This window comes from Micromonospora sp. NPDC051924 (genome assembly GCF_055586005.1).
Genome location: NZ_JBVJJA010000012.1, coordinates 46,686 through 62,650, shown reverse-complemented (window position 1 = coordinate 62,650; position 15,965 = coordinate 46,686). Strand labels below are relative to the sequence as shown.

The 15,965-nt window shown below is 69.3% G+C and carries 13 protein-coding genes and 1 pseudogene; 9 read left to right on the top strand and 5 right to left on the bottom strand.

The features are described 5' to 3' along the window. The first annotated feature begins 64 nt into the window (after positions 1–64). The 8 genes from ACZ6S5_RS12205 to ACZ6S5_RS12170 all read left to right on the top strand — a co-directional run bounded on the left by ACZ6S5_RS12205 (position 65) and on the right by ACZ6S5_RS12170 (position 9,279). A complete protein-coding gene (locus tag ACZ6S5_RS12205) occupies positions 65–1,117 on the top strand; it encodes an FAD-dependent oxidoreductase (protein ID WP_466000040.1) in 1,053 nt (350 codons plus the stop codon). Positions 1,118–1,431: 314 nt separating this feature from the next. Beyond that, positions 1,432–2,325: a fatty acid desaturase family protein gene (locus ACZ6S5_RS12200; protein WP_466000039.1), complete on the top strand. Its 894-nt coding sequence runs from the start codon at positions 1,432–1,434 to the stop codon at positions 2,323–2,325. After that, positions 2,322–3,482 carry a 3-oxoacyl-ACP synthase III family protein gene (locus ACZ6S5_RS12195; RefSeq protein ID WP_466000038.1) on the top strand — a complete coding sequence of 387 codons (1,161 nt, stop codon included), beginning with the start codon at positions 2,322–2,324 and terminating at the stop codon, positions 3,480–3,482. Before ACZ6S5_RS12200 ends, ACZ6S5_RS12195 begins: the two co-directional genes overlap by 4 nt. Then, positions 3,473–4,540, top strand: coding sequence for a MupA/Atu3671 family FMN-dependent luciferase-like monooxygenase (locus ACZ6S5_RS12190; RefSeq protein ID WP_466000037.1), 1,068 nt, complete (start codon positions 3,473–3,475; stop codon positions 4,538–4,540). The genes ACZ6S5_RS12195 and ACZ6S5_RS12190 overlap by 10 nt, the downstream gene beginning before the upstream one ends. Further along, positions 4,540–6,345 (top strand): SDR family oxidoreductase, encoded by a 1,806-nt coding sequence (locus ACZ6S5_RS12185; protein ID WP_466000036.1) that lies wholly within the window; start codon positions 4,540–4,542, stop codon positions 6,343–6,345. Before ACZ6S5_RS12190 ends, ACZ6S5_RS12185 begins: the two co-directional genes overlap by 1 nt. Beyond that, the gene (locus ACZ6S5_RS12180; RefSeq protein ID WP_466000035.1) at positions 6,342–7,538 is read left to right on the top strand and encodes a beta-ketoacyl-[acyl-carrier-protein] synthase family protein; all 1,197 of its coding nucleotides are present in this window, start codon (positions 6,342–6,344) and stop codon (positions 7,536–7,538) included. The genes ACZ6S5_RS12185 and ACZ6S5_RS12180 overlap by 4 nt, the downstream gene beginning before the upstream one ends. Before the next feature lie 129 nt (positions 7,539–7,667). Beyond that, positions 7,668–8,279 carry a sterol desaturase family protein gene (locus ACZ6S5_RS12175; RefSeq protein WP_466000034.1) on the top strand — a complete coding sequence of 204 codons (612 nt, stop codon included), beginning with the start codon at positions 7,668–7,670 and terminating at the stop codon, positions 8,277–8,279. Between the two features lie 49 nt (positions 8,280–8,328). Further along, on the top strand, positions 8,329–9,279 hold the full coding sequence (locus ACZ6S5_RS12170; protein ID WP_466000033.1) for a phosphatase PAP2 family protein: 951 nt from the start codon (positions 8,329–8,331) through the stop codon (positions 9,277–9,279). Positions 9,280–9,319: 40 nt separating this feature from the next. Here ACZ6S5_RS12170 and ACZ6S5_RS12165 read toward each other — a convergent pair whose 3' ends face one another. The 5 genes and pseudogenes from ACZ6S5_RS12165 to ACZ6S5_RS12145 form a co-directional block, all read right to left on the bottom strand. After that, positions 9,320–11,284 (bottom strand): MMPL family transporter, encoded by a 1,965-nt coding sequence (locus tag ACZ6S5_RS12165; RefSeq protein ID WP_466000134.1) that lies wholly within the window; start codon positions 11,282–11,284, stop codon positions 9,320–9,322. Between the two features lie 410 nt (positions 11,285–11,694). Continuing rightward, positions 11,695–12,762, bottom strand: coding sequence for a nuclease/transposase family protein (locus ACZ6S5_RS12160; RefSeq protein WP_466000032.1), 1,068 nt, complete (start codon positions 12,760–12,762; stop codon positions 11,695–11,697). After that, a pseudogene (locus tag ACZ6S5_RS12155) lies at positions 12,759–13,376 on the bottom strand (IS607 family transposase). Before ACZ6S5_RS12155 ends, ACZ6S5_RS12160 begins: the two are co-directional and overlap by 4 nt. An 89-nt stretch (positions 13,377–13,465) precedes the next feature. Further along, entirely contained in the window at positions 13,466–14,227 is a 762-nt protein-coding gene (locus tag ACZ6S5_RS12150; RefSeq protein ID WP_466000031.1) for an SDR family NAD(P)-dependent oxidoreductase, read from the bottom strand. A gap of 38 nt (positions 14,228–14,265) precedes the next feature. Beyond that, positions 14,266–15,027 carry an SDR family NAD(P)-dependent oxidoreductase gene (locus ACZ6S5_RS12145; RefSeq protein ID WP_466000030.1) on the bottom strand — a complete coding sequence of 254 codons (762 nt, stop codon included), beginning with the start codon at positions 15,025–15,027 and terminating at the stop codon, positions 14,266–14,268. A 79-nt stretch (positions 15,028–15,106) separates the two neighbouring features. Between ACZ6S5_RS12145 and ACZ6S5_RS12140 the strand changes: the two genes are divergently transcribed. Then, a complete protein-coding gene (locus ACZ6S5_RS12140; RefSeq protein ID WP_466000029.1) occupies positions 15,107–15,937 on the top strand; it encodes a PIG-L family deacetylase in 831 nt (276 codons plus the stop codon). Positions 15,938–15,965 lie beyond the last annotated feature (28 nt).

Below are 15,965 nucleotides of genomic sequence, written 5' to 3'. Positions count from 1 at the left end.
ATCAGCGGATGTGAGATCCATCGCCCGTGGGAAGGCCGGGTGAGCCGGAGATGTTGTCCAGCACATGCCCGAGACGGATGTGGTGATTATCGGGGCCGGACAGGCGGGGCTTTCCAGCGCGTACCACCTGCGCTCCTCCGGTCTTGACTTCGCCGTCCTCGACGCCAACCCGGCACCCGGCGGGGCCTGGCAGCACCGGTGGCCGACGCTGCGTATGGCGACCGTGCACGGGATCTTCGACCTGCCCGGCATGCACTTCACGCCTCCGCCGCCGGACGAACCTGCCGCCGACGCCGTGCCGGCCTATTTCGCCGCCTTTGAGCGACAATTCGACATCGACGTGCGGCGGCCGGTCGCGGTCACGGCCGTGCGGAACGCCCGCGACGGGCGACTCGTCGTCGAATCCGACAACGACACCTGGATCACCCGCGCAGTGATCAACGCTGCTGGAACATGGACCAGGCCCTTCGTGCCGTACTACCCAGGACAGGAAACGTTCCACGGGCGGCAGCTGCACACCGCCCACTACCGGGGGCCGGCGGAATTCGCCGGGAAGCGGGTGGTTGTCGTCGGGGGCGGAACGTCGGCCGTGCAGCTCCTGGTCGAGATCGCCGACGTCGCGGCGACGACGACCTGGGTCACCCGTCGGCCGCCGGTGTTCCGGGACGGGCCGTTCACGCCCGACGACGGCCGCGAGGTCGTCGCCAAGGTGGAGGCACGGGTACGGGCCGGCCTGCCCCCGGGAAGCATCGCCAGCGCGACCGAGCTGTCCTGGACACCGCAGCTGATCGAAGCCCGGAAACGGGGGCTCCTCCTTCGCCGGCCGATGTTCGACCGGATCGTCCCCGACGGCATCCAGTGGCGCGACGGCGCGGTACAGGACGTGGACGTCATCCTCTGGTGCACCGGCTTCCGGCCGGCGCTCGACCACCTGGCCCCGCTGCAGCTGCGGGGGCCCCGCGGCGGCATCGTCGTGGACGGCACCCGGGTGGTCGCCGACCCCCGGATCCACCTGGTCGGCTACGGGCCGTCCGCGAGCACGGTCGGCGCCAACCGCGCCGGGCGGGCAGCCGTCCGCGAGCTGCGCGCGCTCCTGGCGGCGTCCGTCCCGGCCTGAGCGCAGCGATGGTGGATCGGCGATCAGCCGCTACGACTCGACGGCGCCACCAACATCGCCGCCGCGCTATGCCATAACGCCCGAAAGAACCGCCGAGTTCGCAAACTCATCGGCCCGTCTTCAGCATCAAACGGACTTCTGCCGTGACCCTGATGCGACCATGGCTGCCGCTGCTTGACAAAAACATAGAGGAGCCTTCCACATCGGAGCGTCAGCAATGTAGATTGGTCAATCCGCGGGTCAATCGGGGGAGGGCGGGTCTCGGGGTGGTGTCTGTATCCAGGCGTCGGGGCGACTTGGCCCCGGAGCATTTCGTGCCTGTTGCTTGGCAAAAATGGAAACTTCCCGCCTATGTGGCAATGCTCATCTTCGGGATCGCCGTCGGGTCGACGTACTCCGGCCCGTTCGTCGTGCCCGTCAAGGTCATCTTCATCGTGTTCGGCGCTCTCCAGTTCATCGGCATCTTCGGGTTGATGCACGAGTCCGCGCACGGGCATCTGGCCCGCAGCGGAAGGGTCAATCGGCTGCTCGGGGAGTTGATGTCGGTCATCGTCGGGACGTCCTACCCGGGCTACCGCGCCGCGCACCTGACCCATCACGCCAGGTTCCGTACGGAAGCCGATCCCCAGGAGGTCATCTTCCCCAGGCGGTCTACACCGGTCACGATGGCCCTCCTGACGGTCGCGTCCGTCATCGGCGCACCGATCTTCCTGTTGGTACGTGCTCCGCTGATTGCTCTGAAGCACAACAACGTGGTTCGGGCGCTGTGGGGACCGGTCGCCGCGGTGGCGCTCTACGTGACACTCGGCATGGTGCTGCCGAGCGCGCAGTGGCACTTCCTGTTGCTGACGATCGTGGCAGGGTCGACCCTCGGCAGTTTGAACGACATGGTCTACCACCAGGGTTTGGTGGCTGACAACACCCTGCAGGCGTCGACCTCCTTCGACTGCGACCTCTTCGGCCAGATGTTCCTCAGCGGCGCCAATCGGCACGCCGAACACCACGCCTACCCGGGAGTGCCCGGACCCAGGCTGGTCAAGGTGGCCAAGATCCTGCGCGACGACTTTCACGACATTGGCGTTCCCTACGAGCGCAGCTTCACCGTGGCCTTCGTCCGGCGCTTCGTCGCCAACCCCCTGTTCCTACCCGTGGCTCGTCAGGATGAGCCCGTGGCTGGTCAGAATGAGCCGGCCAGGGTCGAGAGGTGACCGGGTTGCCGCCGGCATACCGGATGATCTCCGCTCGGCTGGGCGTCCTGGGAACCGGCGTCGCCATGCCCGGGCCGCCCGTGTCGAACGACGACATGGTGCAGTTCATGGCCCTGGGGGCCGGTAAGCATCGGTCCGAGTTCGTGGGCAAGATCGCGGACCAGCTCGGTGTGTACCAGCGATTTCTGTCCCGCGATCGCGCCGCCACCCGTGAGCTGCCCCGCCCGGGAGACACGAACCCGGAGTTGTGCGAGCGTGCGATTCGTGCCGCGCTCGACCAGGCCGGGCTCACGATCGGTGACGTGGACCTCCTCATCGGGCACACGACGTCGCCACACACGCTGCTGCCGCCGAACGTCTCGTGGGTCGCCGATCTCCTCGGCTACCCCGGGCAGTACATGGAACTGCGGCAGGCGTGCACAGGCTTCGCCAACGCGTTGATGATCGCGAGCTCCATGTTGACATCGATGGCGGCGGACTGCGTGTGCATCGTCGGCAGCGAGACCGGGTCCGTGTTGTTCGACGTCGACGAAGCCGTGTCGGACCGCGGCCAGTTGGTCAACGCGGCGCAGATGGGTGACGGGGCCGGCGCGGTGGTCCTCTCCCGATCCGCGGGCGACGGCGGCGCCTATCTTTCAAACGCCTACTTCGGAACCCTGGGCCTGGGAAAACCCTCCGGCTTCAGCCTCGTCACGGGTGGCTCTTCGAGGCCGGCACACGACACGGAACAGCCGGGATCGAAGGGCTTCATCAACGACTACACGTTGGCACGTGAGGAGGGCCTCGACCTGTTCTTCGCGGGCTTCGAGGCGCTGAAGTCGGTCGGCCTGGGCGAGCCGCAGGTCACCCGATACCTGACCCACCAGGCGAACGGCCGCATGGGCGAAGTGCTCGCTCCCTTGCTGGGCATCCCGGCGAAGAAGTTCCACAACTGCGCCGCCGACTACGGGAACACCGGCTCTGCCTCGACGTGGATCGGGCTGCACAGCGTTCGCGAGCAGCACCTACTGGGCCCCGGACAGGTGCTCGGCGTACTCGGAGCGGAGGCGACCAAGTTCATGTACGGCGGGTTCTCCTACGTGGAGGGCGGCCGCGAAGGCTCCGTCGACGAGGCGTCGTCCGGATCGGCCGGCGCAGAGGGGGGCCCATGCGACTGAGCCTCATGTTCTTCTCCGGCGCGCTTGAGTCCAGCGCCGCGGACCAGTACGGGACCATCCTTGAGCTGGCCGAGTTCGCGGACCGGAACGGGTTCTCCGGCATCTGGCTGCCTGAGCGCCACTTCTCGACCTTCGGCGCCCCGTTCCCGAATCCGGTGCTGCTGCTGGCGGCCGTCGCTGCCCGAACGGAACGCCTGACGCTTCGTTCGGGCAGCTTGGTGGCGGCGCTGCACGATCCGTTGCGGATGGCCGAGGACCTGGCCGTCCTCGACAACCTCTGCCGTGGCCGACTGGAGGTCGGGTTCGCCTCCGGCTGGCTGCCCAGTGACTTCGCCTTCTTCCCCGAGCGCTACGAGCGGCGACATGCCGTGCTCTTCGAGCTGATCGACCAGGTGCAGGCCCTGTGGCGCGGCGGCCTGCACGACGCCCGCTCGGGGACCGGCGAGGACATCCGGGTGCGAGCCCTGCCGCGCCCGGTGCAGCAGGACCTCACGGTGTGGATCGCCGCCGCGCAGAGCATCGAGACGTTCCGCAGCGCCGGACGGCGCGGCGAGGGGGTGCTGACCCACGTCCTCGACGGCAACCTGCAGAAGCTGGAGGAGAACATCGCAGCCTACCGCCAGGAGCTCGCGGCGGCCGGTCGCGACCCTGCCGACGGCCGCATCGCGCTCATGCTGCACACCTTCGTCGGCCGGGACCGGGACGAGGTGATCGATGTCGTCAGGGACCCGTACTGCGAATATCTCAAGACCATCGCGCCACTGGCCCGGGGCCTGGCCACCGCCCGGAACCGCGGCGTCGATCTCGACCGGCTGAATGCCCGCTACGTCGATGAGTTCGTGCGGGCGCACTTCCAGCGCGCCCTCGACGGCCGGTCGCTCATCGGCACGGTCGAGGACGCACGTACGACGATCGAGACCGCGCGCAAGCTGGGCGTCGACGAGGTCGCCTGCCTCGTGGACTTCGGGCTGCGAGGCGAGCAGATCCGTCGGCAGTTGCCTTACCTCGCCGAGCTGAACGAGTCCGTCGCCCAAGAGCCGAGACGAGGGAGCATGTGATGACGATGGGCTCACCACAGGTCCGGGTCGACGATGTCGAGGACGATCCGACGCGGATCCTCAGCCTGCAGTGGGAGAAGACGTCTGCGTTCGAGCCCCGGCCGGGCGCGGCGACGGATGCGGAGTGGATCCTCCTGTCGTGGGGGCCGAGCCAATGCGCCGACGCCCTGGCCGCGGCGCTGCGGGAGACGGACCCGGGGGTCGGCGTCAGGCGTGTGGACGTCGCGACGGAGCCCCTGGCGGCCCCCGACGACCTCGACGGCGCCGGAGTCGACCAGCGTCACGTGTTCTTCGTGGACGAGACCGTGCCGTTGACCGGACCCGACCTGACCGACGACGCGAGCTGGGCGTGGGCCCATGCGGTCGTGCACGCATGCCAGCAGGTGGCGTCTCGGCCGAGGGCGAGGCTGTGGATCGTGACGCGTACCGGGCTTCACGGCCCGGGGACCCGCGACGTCGTCCGACCCGAGCACGACTTCGCCTGGGCACTGGGCCGCTGCCACGCCGCAGAGAGCTCCGACAGCTGGGGTGGCCTCGTCGACGTGGATGTCGACGACCCGGCCGCAGCCGGCCGGATGCTGGCGAGCTACCTGCTCTCCGGCTCCGCGGAGGACGAGATCCTGCTGCAGGACGACGGCCCGCTCGTGGCGCGCCTGCGCGCCTCGATGCTGCCGCCCACCGCGAGCAACCAGGGCCTGTCGACGGAGCGCCTGCATGTCGTCAGCGGCGGAGCAGCGGGACTGAGCTTCGAGATCGAGCGCTGGCTCGCCCGCCGCGGGGCGAAGCGCCTGCTGATCCTCGGCCGCAGTCCGCTCGACGACGACCGTGAGCGCAACCTCCGGCTGCTCAAGAGCCTGGGCTGCAGCGTGGAGTACGAGGTCTTGGACGTCGGGGACCCGGCAGCGGTGCGCGCGCTCACGGCCCGCCTGCGGCAGCGCGGCGACGCCATCGGAGGCGTGTTCCATCTCGCTTCCAACTGGCGACTCGACGGGCGGTCGTGCGTGTCCTCGCTGGCGGCCGCCACCGATGAGCAGACCCGAGTGCTGCTCGCGGCGAAGGCCGGCGGTGCGCTGCATCTCGGTGAGCTCGCCGAGGACCTGGGTGCCGAAGCGATGGTTCTCTTCTCGTCCGCGGCCGCCACGCTCGGGTCCCCGGGACAGGCCAACTACGCGGCGGCGAACGCCGTGCTCGACGGCGTGGCGCGCCGCCTGCACAGGGGCCGGGTCCGCGCCGTCAGCATCGCGTGGGGGCCCGTCGGGGAGGTGGGCTTCGGTGCCACGCCGGAGGGATCGCAGCTCCACGATGTGTGGCAGCGGCTGGGCCTGCGGCGGCTGACCGTCGACCAGGTTCTCTCGACCGTCGACATGGCGTTGTCACAGGACGAGCCGAACCTCACGGTGGTCTCCTGGGACGAGTCGGCGGCGGACCTGTTGCCGTGGGCCAGCGCGCGGCCCGCGCTGGAGTCGCTCGCCGCTGCGCAGCCGCTTGGGCAGTCCCTGGGGCGGCTCGGCGAGCTGGAGGGCGAAGAGCGCATCGAATACATCGTCGACGTGATCCGCCAGAACCTCGCGCAGATCCTGTCGTGCCCGCCGGATGAGGTGGATCCGGAAAGGTCGTTTGCGATGATGGGAATCGATTCCCTCATCGCTCTCGAAGTGCTCTTCATCGTCGAACGTGAGTTCGCCGTCCGGCTCGGGCTGGACCAGGTCCTGCTCGGCATGGACTCCACCCTCGTGGCGATGGCCGGGCAACTCGACCAGCGCATCCGCGAGGCCGCGCCGCAGACGTCCGAGAGTGGCCGATGAAGGACGTCTACGTCAGCGGGCTCGGGGTGCTGACCCCGATAGGCACGAGCCTGGGAGAGTTCTGGGACGGCCTCGTCGAGCCATCCCTCAAGTTCGCGCCGCCGTCGGGCTGCCCCCAGGTGGGGGTGCCGGTGGCGGAGATCCGCTCCTCGGAGTTCATCACCGGATCAGCCGTCTCGCATCCGTCGTTGTGCGATCGGTCGGCACTGGTGGCCGTGGCGGCCGCGCGGAGCGCGCTGGACGATGCCGGTCTGACCGCGGACTCCTGCGACCCCGACCGGGTCGCGGTGATCGTCGGAAGTGGCGCCGCGGGCGTCGCGACGATAGACGAGCAGTACGACCGGCTGTACCGGCAGCGCCGCCTGCGGGTCAGCCCGCTCACGGTGCCGAAGATGATGAGCAGCTCCGCGGCGAGCTGGATCGCCATGGCGTTCGGCTTCCGCGGGCCTGCCTTCGCCGTCGCCAGCGCCTGCGCGTCGGCGACGCACTCGATCGGGATCGCCGCACAGCTCATCGAGTCGGGCGTCGTCGACGCCGCTGTCTGTGGCGGCACCGAGTCGTGTCTCGCCGAGGGACCCCTGCGCGCCTGGGAGGCCCTCGGTGTGTTGTCGACGGACACCTGTCGACCCTTCGCTGCGGGCCGCAGCGGGCTGGTCCTCGCCGAGGGCGCGGGCATCCTGGTGCTCGAGTCGACCGAGCACGCACGCGCAAGGGGGTTCGTACCGCGGGCCCGGGTGCTGGGCGTCGGCTCGAGCGCGGACGCCGGCCATCTCACCCGACCCAGTGCTCAAGGAATGGCCTCGGCCATGACGAAGGCTCTTCGGTCAGCCGGCGTCTCGCCGGCCGAGATCGACTACATCAACGCCCACGGCACGGGCACGCTCACCAATGATCCGACCGAGACAGCGGCGCTCAAGACCGTTTTCGGGGTTGGTTCGGTGCCCGTCATGTCCTCGACGAAGGGCACCACCGGTCACGGCCTCGGTGCCTCCGGAGGGATCGAGGCGGTGGCCGCCCTCCTGGCCCTCGAGCACGGCGTGGTACCTCCCACCGCCAACTTCGACGAGCCGGATCCGGAATGCGATCTCGACTGTGTGCCGAACGTCGCGCGGGAACACCCGGCCCGTACGGTGATGTCGAACTCGTTCGCATTCGGGGGCCTCAACGCGTCAGTGGTTTTCGGACGGTTGTGACCCATGACGTGTCGCGATTCCGCTGCCGGGCGTAAGGCGTTGCCTCACCTACGTCCGGGGCGTAGGAAAGATTCGTTGTAACCGCACCGTACGCCCGCGCACGAGCGGCGTGGAGAGTAGGGGGGCACCATGACCATTTCGGCTACCGCGGTAGCAGGAGTGCTGGCGTATTTCGCCGCGGGAGTCCTCACGTGGACTCTCCTCGAGTGGCTCCTGCACGGGCAGGTCTTCCACTCCCGCCAGCTCCGCAACCCGTTTGCGAAGGAGCACGCGCTCCACCACGCGGACCCGTTGCGTATGGTCGGCTGGCCCCGCAAGCTCCTCGCACTCGCCTTTGTGGTCGTCACCCTCGTCGCGCTCCTCCGGCTGGCCCTCGGACGCTACGACGCCGCAGCCTTCCCGTGCGGGCTCGCGGTCGCGTACATCGCCTACGAGTCACTCCACCGCATCATTCACCTGAGGCCACCGCGCACGGCCTACGGACGGTGGATCCGACTGAGCCACGTCCAGCATCACTTCCACACCCCGCGACGGAATTTCGGCGTCACCACGACCGTGTGGGACCACGTCTTCGGCACCTACGTGCCGTTCAACACGCCCCTCGCAGTGCCCGAGCGGCTCGCAATGCCCTGGTTGCTCGACCCGGAGACCGGGCAGCTCGCCGACGCCTACGCACAGGACTACGTTCTCGTGCGCCGGATACGCGACGTTCGTGACACCACGCCGGCCTCCCCACGGTGACCGCGGGCCCCGGGCGTTGAGCTTCACCCTTGTCACCCGCGTTGCGGGCGTGGCGTACATCGGCTACCTGCTGGTGTCGAACGGGCCCCTGGTCTTCCGGCTGGTCCTCGCCGCCGTAGCCACGGTGGTCGTCGTCACGTGTCACCGGTGGCGGGCCTTCACGCTCTTCGCGGCCCCGTTCCTCATCCAGCTCCTCGTTTACGACAGACAACGCCTGCTCTCACCCGCGGTGAGCGGGATGAGGATCGACGTCACCGGCCCCCGCGACTGGGAGTTGGCCTGGTTCGGCGTGCGGACGGCGCACGGTCTGGTGACACCGGCCGAGTGGTTCCAGAGTCACACGACACCGGTTCTCGATGTCGTCTGTGGCCTGGCCTACCTCGGATTCATGATGGGCTTCCTCGTGCTGGCGGGCTGGTGGCGCTTCGTGGAGCGACGCGGGGAGGCACAGGTCATCATGTGGGCGCTGCTCGCGCTGCACCTCATCGGCTACACCATCCACTTCGTTCATCCGACGGCGCCGCCCTGGTACGTCGCGCATTACGGCACCGGCCCGGCCGTAGTCACCGCGCCACCGGAGGCCGCCGGCGGTCTCCGGTTCGACCAGATCGTCGGCGTCTCGTGGTTCTCCTCGCAGTACGCGGACAGCTCGAGCATCTTCGGCGCGTTGCCGTCCCTCCACGTGGGGCAGACCTTTCTCGCCGCCCTGTTCGCGTGGCGGTACCGCTCCCTCCGCGTCGTCGTCACGGCGTTCCTGGGCCTCGTCCTCCTGGCCTCGGTCTACCTCAACCACCACTACATCGTCGACGGGATCGCCGGCATGGCCATCGCCGGCCTTGTCTTCGCCGCCGCGGTCTACGTCCTGCGGTTCACCGCGGTGGGCGCGGCTCCCGGTCCGGAGGCACCGGCCGCCGCCACGGCCACCGGCACGGAGCCCGAGCCCGAGCCCGAGCCCATGGACGGTGTCGGCTCGCTGAGCCAGGGCGAAGCTGAGCGTTGAGCGGCGCCGTCGCCGGCGTCGAGTGCGCCGCTCGAGCCCGTCAGGCCGGCTCGGCGGGGCGCAGGTCGCCCACCCGCCGGTAGCGCGGTGTCCACCAGGTGAGGTTGCCGAGCAGCGCCATCGTCGCCGGAACGAGCAGACCGCGGACGACGGTCGCGTCGACGGCGATCGCGACCGCCATTCCGACGCCGAACATCTTGATCGTCGGGTCGTCGTTGGGCACGAACGCGATGAAGACCCCCACCATGATCGTCGCCGCGGCGGTGATCACGCCGCCGGTGGCCGTCAGGCCCTCGCGTACCGATCGCAGGTTGTCCCCGGTCAGATTCCAGCGCCGTTGGACGACGGTCAGCAGGAACACCTCATAGTCCATCGACAGGCCGAACAGCAGGGCGAAGAGCATGAGCGGCACGTAGCTCGGAATGGGCACCGGACCGGAGAGCCCGAGCCACGTCACGCCCCATCCCCAGGTGAACACCGCCGTCAGGGCGCCGTAGGCAGCCCCGATGGAGATGAAATCCATCGCGGCCGCTTTCAGGGCGACCAGCGGCGCCCGGAAGGCCAGCAGCAACACTGCCACCGACAGCAGCAGCACGACTCCGATGACGAGCGGCAGCTTGGAGGTGACCCGCTCGGCGAGGTCCGCACGTGCGGCGGTGGTGCCGCCGACATGCACGGCCATGCCTGGCACGGACAAGCCACGCAAGCGGTGGACGAGGTCAGCCGTCGCCGGGTCACTGCCCGAAGTCGAGGGGATTGCCTGGACCGTGACGACTCGTCCGTCCCCGAACGGCGCCACCGGTCCGACGGAGGCCACCCCCGGCTGGGCCCGCACCGTCGCCACGAACTGGGCAACGCGGGGATCCCGGACATCGGTGACCGGCGTCGGCAGTTGGCCGAGCACGATGAGCGGCGACCCCTTGCCCGGGCCGAACGCCGCTGAGACGACGTCGTTCGCTTGGCGGACGGCGGTGGACGCCGGCGACGACCCGGCGTCCAGTTGGCCGAGCCGCAGGTCGGTCGCCGGTGCGGCGAGCAACACCAGCAGCACGAGCGCGGAGCCACCGACGAGCCAGGGCCGGCGAGTCACCCGGTCGGCCTGGCGCGCCCAAAAGGCGCCGGCGCCGGTGGACCCGGGTCGGCGACGGAGCGCCCGACTCAGCCCGTTGTACAGCATCCCTCCGCGGGCAAGTCGACGTCCGGCGAGCGACGTCAGCGCGGGGAGCAGGGTGAGCGCGGCGAGAACGGCGAACAGGACCGCGGTCCCGGACGTCCAGGCAAGCGTCTGCAGGAGCGGCACCCCGGTGAGGCCGAGCCCCGCGAGCGCTACCGCGACCGTCACACCGGCGAAGGCCACCGCCGTGCCTGAGTCGCCGACCGCGCGTCCGATGGCCTCCGGAACCGGAAGGCCCGACTGCGCCAGCTCCCGGAACCGGCTGAGCAGGAACAGTGAGTAGTCGATGCCGACGCCGAGGCCGACCATGGTCGCCACGGTCGTCGCCACGGTCGGGATCGAGGTCGCGTTCCCGGCGAGCCCTACGGTCTCCAACGTCGCGATCAGCGAGAGCGCCGATGTCAGCAGCGGTAGCGTTGCACCGAGGAGGCCGCCGAGCGCGAGGAAGAGTACGACGGCGGCCAGGATCAGACCGATGTACTCGTTGCCGTGGCCACCCGAGCCATCGATGACTTGGGCGAGTGCTCCACCGGGGAGCACCCGCAGGTCGGCCTCGACGGCGGGCCGGGCGGCATCCGTGACGGCGTGTGCCATGTCCGCGGTGAGATTCGCCCGGCGGACATCCAGGCCCACCGTGAACCAGCCGGTGCGTCCGTCCGCCGCCAGCGACCCGTCACTCATCGAGGGGGGCTTCACCGTGGTCACGTGCGCAACCCGTTGCAGGGACGCCGCCGTCGCCGCCAGCACGCCGGAGCGGGCGGCGTCGTCCAGCCGCCCGGTCGGGGCCACGAGGATCACGGTCCCGGAGGTGGGTGGCGTCGCCGGCGTCATGGTCAGGTCCCGCACGAGCTGGGAGTCCGTACCCGGCAGACTCACGTCGTTGTCCGTCGGCGTGCCGATCACTCTCGCGCCGGTCACCAGCGCCAGCACCAGCAGCAACCACGCCCCGATCACGACGAACCGGTGCCGGACGCACGCCCGGCCCACCGCTGCGACGGCCCGGGCAGCCCGGCCGTCGTGCACCGCTGCACTCATTGGTCCTGCTTCCTATTCGTTGCTCATAGTCGAGCGGTTTGGATAATTCGCTCTCCGCTCGGCGGTGGCTGGGCTGGAGTCCTGGACCGGCAGTCTGGTCCGGTGGCGATCGGTCCGGTCCTGCAGGATCTGCTTCACCTTGTGGTATGGGGTGTGCAGGGCGATGTCGGGGTCGCCGGCTCGGTGCAGGATGTTGATCGCAGCGTTCAGGCGGTGACTCCTTTGGTCCACGCGGCGAGACGTCGGATGAGGTTCTTCGGAAGCTTCTTGCGGCCGGCGAAGCGTTTGGTGAGATCTTCGGCGACCACGGTGGCGGCCTTGTCCACGACCTCGTGCACGGCGGTGAAGATTTCCGTGCGCACCCGCGCCCGATGCCGGGCGGCCTGCCGCTCCCGCTTCACGGTGCCGAGGTTGTTGACCGTGATCCGGTGCGCTTTCGCGTGGTCACCCCGCGCGGCGGCGCTGTTCGCAATCGAGCGGAGCTTCGCCCGCCGCCGGTTACGTTCCTTCAACCGATCCGACTCACTCGTCAGCAGCACGCCGAGCCGTGCACCGTGGGGCTGGCCGTCGGAGTCGGTCAGGGCTTCGGTGTAACCCTTGTCGACACCGACCGTCGTCTCGCCGCACGGCCGCTGCGACGACCGCATACCCGAGGCGTCGATCTGGTAGTGCACCTCGACCCGGCCGCCGCGCAGGATCAGCCGCAACGTCCCCGCCGGCGCGACGGTCGTGGGCAGCGGGATCCTGACCATCTTGCGGCGTTGCAGACCCGGGACCGCCAGCCACAACCGGCCACACCCATCGACGGCAGTGTTGTACTGGTCGGCGCGCACCACGATCTGATCATGCGTGCGGTTGCGGCCGCGCCTCCAATGCTTGCGCATCTGTCGAGCCAGGAACGGGTCACTGGCCCACTGATCGGTCTTCAGCGCGGTGAACATCCGCTTACGCTCGGCCGGATCGTTGGTGTGTCGGTTGATCGCCCGCCGCACCGGCATCTTGGCCGCCGCGAGGTTCGCGGCGATGTCGGCCATGGCGTCGCGGACGGTTTCCTTCCACGCGTTCGCCAGCACACCAAACAACGCGTGTGTGCCGTCGGTCAGCCACCGGTCCCGCACCTGCCGATCCCGCAGGCCGGCCCCGACACCGTTGATCGACCCGTAACGCTGCCACACCTCGCTGCGCACCCGACCCAACCGGCGGGCCTGCTCCACCAGAGCGGCGTACTTGCCCGAATTCAGCCGCGCCGAGTAGGCGATCCGGGTGACCTTCACCGGCCACCCTCCATGGTCAAGTCCGCCCCCTTCAACTCCTTCTCGTAGCGGCGCAAACCGTCCAGCCGGCCCGAGAAGGCATGCACGATGGCCAGGAGGTCCTCGACCAACTCCCGCTGCGGGGACAGGGACTCCTGGTTGGCGACGACGATCTCGCAGCCGCCACGCGCCACGAGATGCTCCAGCAACTCGAACCCGAACCGGGCCAACCGGTCCTTGTGCGCCACCACCAGCGTGGCAACCTCACCCCGGTCGACGGCGTCCATCAACGCCAAAAACTTGTCGCGGCGAAGGTTCATCCCGCCGCCGACCTCACTGACTCACTCGTCCACGGCCAGACCGCGAGCGAGGCAGAACTGTTCCATCGCGGTCGCCTGCGAGGCCAAGTCGGCCTTCTGACCCGGCGACGAAACCCGGCAGTACACCACAACCCTCCGCCGGCCGGCGTCGAAGCCCGGTTGCAGCACCCTGCGCACATCGGAATCGTCGAAATACCGCTGCCCCGACGGCAGACGACGGGCCCTGATCCGGCCCTCCGCCTCCCACCGGCGCACCGTGCTCACCGAACGGCCCACCCGCTTGGCAAACTCGCCGATCCGATAAACACCGCCCACGACGGTCAACTATGGACAGCTCTAAACAGGAATGCAACCACTAGTAGCTGCTCGCCTATAGGATCGCTTCTCGCATGACCCAGCCACGCTCACCGCAGGGGCGGACGATGCTTGGTGAGCATACCGCCGCTGCGGACGAGTCGGCGGGGCGCGACCCGGGCCAACCGCACCAGTCCTTTGTAGATCGGACTCGGCACCGAGATCACCGCACCCTTGTCGACGTCGGCGAGGCAGTCGCGGACGACGCGCTGCGGGTCGAGCCACATGGGACCGGGAAGCTTGTCGAGGCTGATCTGGGCTCGCTGGTGGAACTCCGTTCGTACGAATCCCGGGCACAGGACCGTCACGGTGACCCCGGCAGGGGCCATCTCGGAGGCAAGGCCCTCGCTGAACGCGATGACCCACGACTTGGCCGCCGAGTACGTCCCTCCCGCGACCCAGCCCGCGGCGCTGGCCACGTTGACTATCGTGCCGCGGCCCCGGTCCCGCATGGAACGCCCGGCGGCATGACTGACGACGAGCACCGCGCGACACAGGACGTCGAGGAGAGCCTCTTCGGCGGCCCGCTCGTTGTCGAGGAACCACTTCTGGAGTCCGAATCCGGCGTTGTTGACGAGGATGTCGATGGTGCGCGCGCGTTCGGCGACGCGCTCGACGTCGGCGCGTACGGACAGGTCGGCGAGGAGGGCCTCGGTCTCCACGCCGTACGTCTCGGCGAACTCGGCGCAGATCCGTTCGAGACGATCGGCCTCGGGGGCGACGAGGACGAGGTGGTGGCCGCGCGCGCCGAGCTGACGTGCGAACTCCAGCCCGATCCCTGACGTGGCACCGGTGACCAGCGCAGTTGTCATGCCGCAGACGGTACCGCGAGACACCCGCGGGTGTGGGGTCAGCGGGACAGGCGGGCCCGCGCGACAGAAGTGCCGCTCTGTCGCAGGAGGCGTCGGGGAGCCAGGCGCGCGGCGATGACGATTCCCTTGTAGAGCGGGCTCGGGACAGAGATCACCTTGCGCCTGCCGGCGTCCCGCAGGCAGGTGCGAACGACGCGCCGGACGTCGAGCCAGGCTCGACCCGGGATGGCCCCGGTCCCGATCCCGGCGCGCTGGTGGAACTCGGTACGGACGAAGCCGGGGCACAGGGCGGTGACGGTGACTCCGGAAGGGGCGAGCTCGCCCGCGAGGCTCTCGCTGAAAACGGTGACCCACGACTTGGCGGCCGAGTACGTACCGGTGGCAAGCCAGCCGGCGACGCTGGACACGTTGATGATCTGCCCTCTGCCGCGCTCCTTCATTGCCTGGCCGGCGGCATGACAGATGACGAGGACGGCCCGGCACAGGACGTCGAACATCTCCTCCTCGACGTCGAGGTCGTTGTCCAAGAAGCGCTGTCGCATACCGAATCCGGCATTGTTCACCACCGTGTCGACGGTCCGAGCCCGCTCGGCGACTCGGTCGACATCGGCCCGGTCGGCAAGGTCGGCGACGAGAATCTCGGTCGTGACGCCGTGGGTGGCCTCGAGCTCGGCAGCCACCCCCCGAAGTCGGGTTTCGGTCCGGGCGACGAGGACGACCGTGTCCCCGCGGGCTGCCAGCTGGCGCGCGAACTCCAGGCCGATACCGGACGTGGCACCCGTGACGAGGGCGGTAGGCATCCGCCAACTGTAGCGGGACTTCCGGTCCGGGCGCCGCCGGCAGTGCGGGTGCGTCCGGCCTCCCTCGTATGGTGGTGGGGTGGCTGAGCGATCCCTGACCTTGATGGCAGTGCATGCGCACCCCGACGACGAGGCGACGAGCACCGGCGGCATCCTCGCCCGGTACGCGGCGGAGGGAATCACGACCGTGCTCGTGACCTGCACGGACGGGCAGTGCGGCGACGGGCCTGATGGGGCCAAGCCGGGCGACCCCGGGCACGACCCGCAGGCGGTGGTGGCGATGCGCCAGGCCGAGTTGACGGCCAGTTGCGAGGCGTTGAAGGTCACGCACCTGGAAACACTCGGCTATGCCGACTCGGGCATGATGGGTTGGGCGACCAACGACGCGCCCGGCGCGTTCTGGAACACGCCGGTGGGGGAGGCGGCCGACCGGCTGGCCGAGTTGATCCGCCGCTACCGGCCCGACGTCGTCGTCACCTATGACGAGAACGGCTTCTACGGCCACCCGGACCACATCCAGGCCCATCGCATCACCATGGCCGCCCTTGAGCGGACGGACATCACCCCCAAGGTGTACTGGACCACCGTGCCGCGCAGCGCGTTCCAGGATTTCGGCCGAGTCATGAAGGAGATCGGCGTCGAGTTTCCCGAGCCGGACGGGCCGTCGGAGGGAATGCCGGAGCTCGGCCTGCCGGACGACGAGATCACCACCTGGGTGGACACGAGCGCCTACGGCGGGCAGAAGTTCGAATCCTTGGCCGCACACGCCAGCCAGGCCGAGAACATCTTCTTCCTGCAACTCGGCCAGGAGCGGTTCACCGACCTCATGGGCGTGGAGACCTTCGTCCGGGTCCGCGACACCACCGGTGCGCCGACACCCGAGGACGACCTGTTCGCCGGGCTGCGCTGACCGGGCCGCTGCCCTGAGGGTCGGGGCG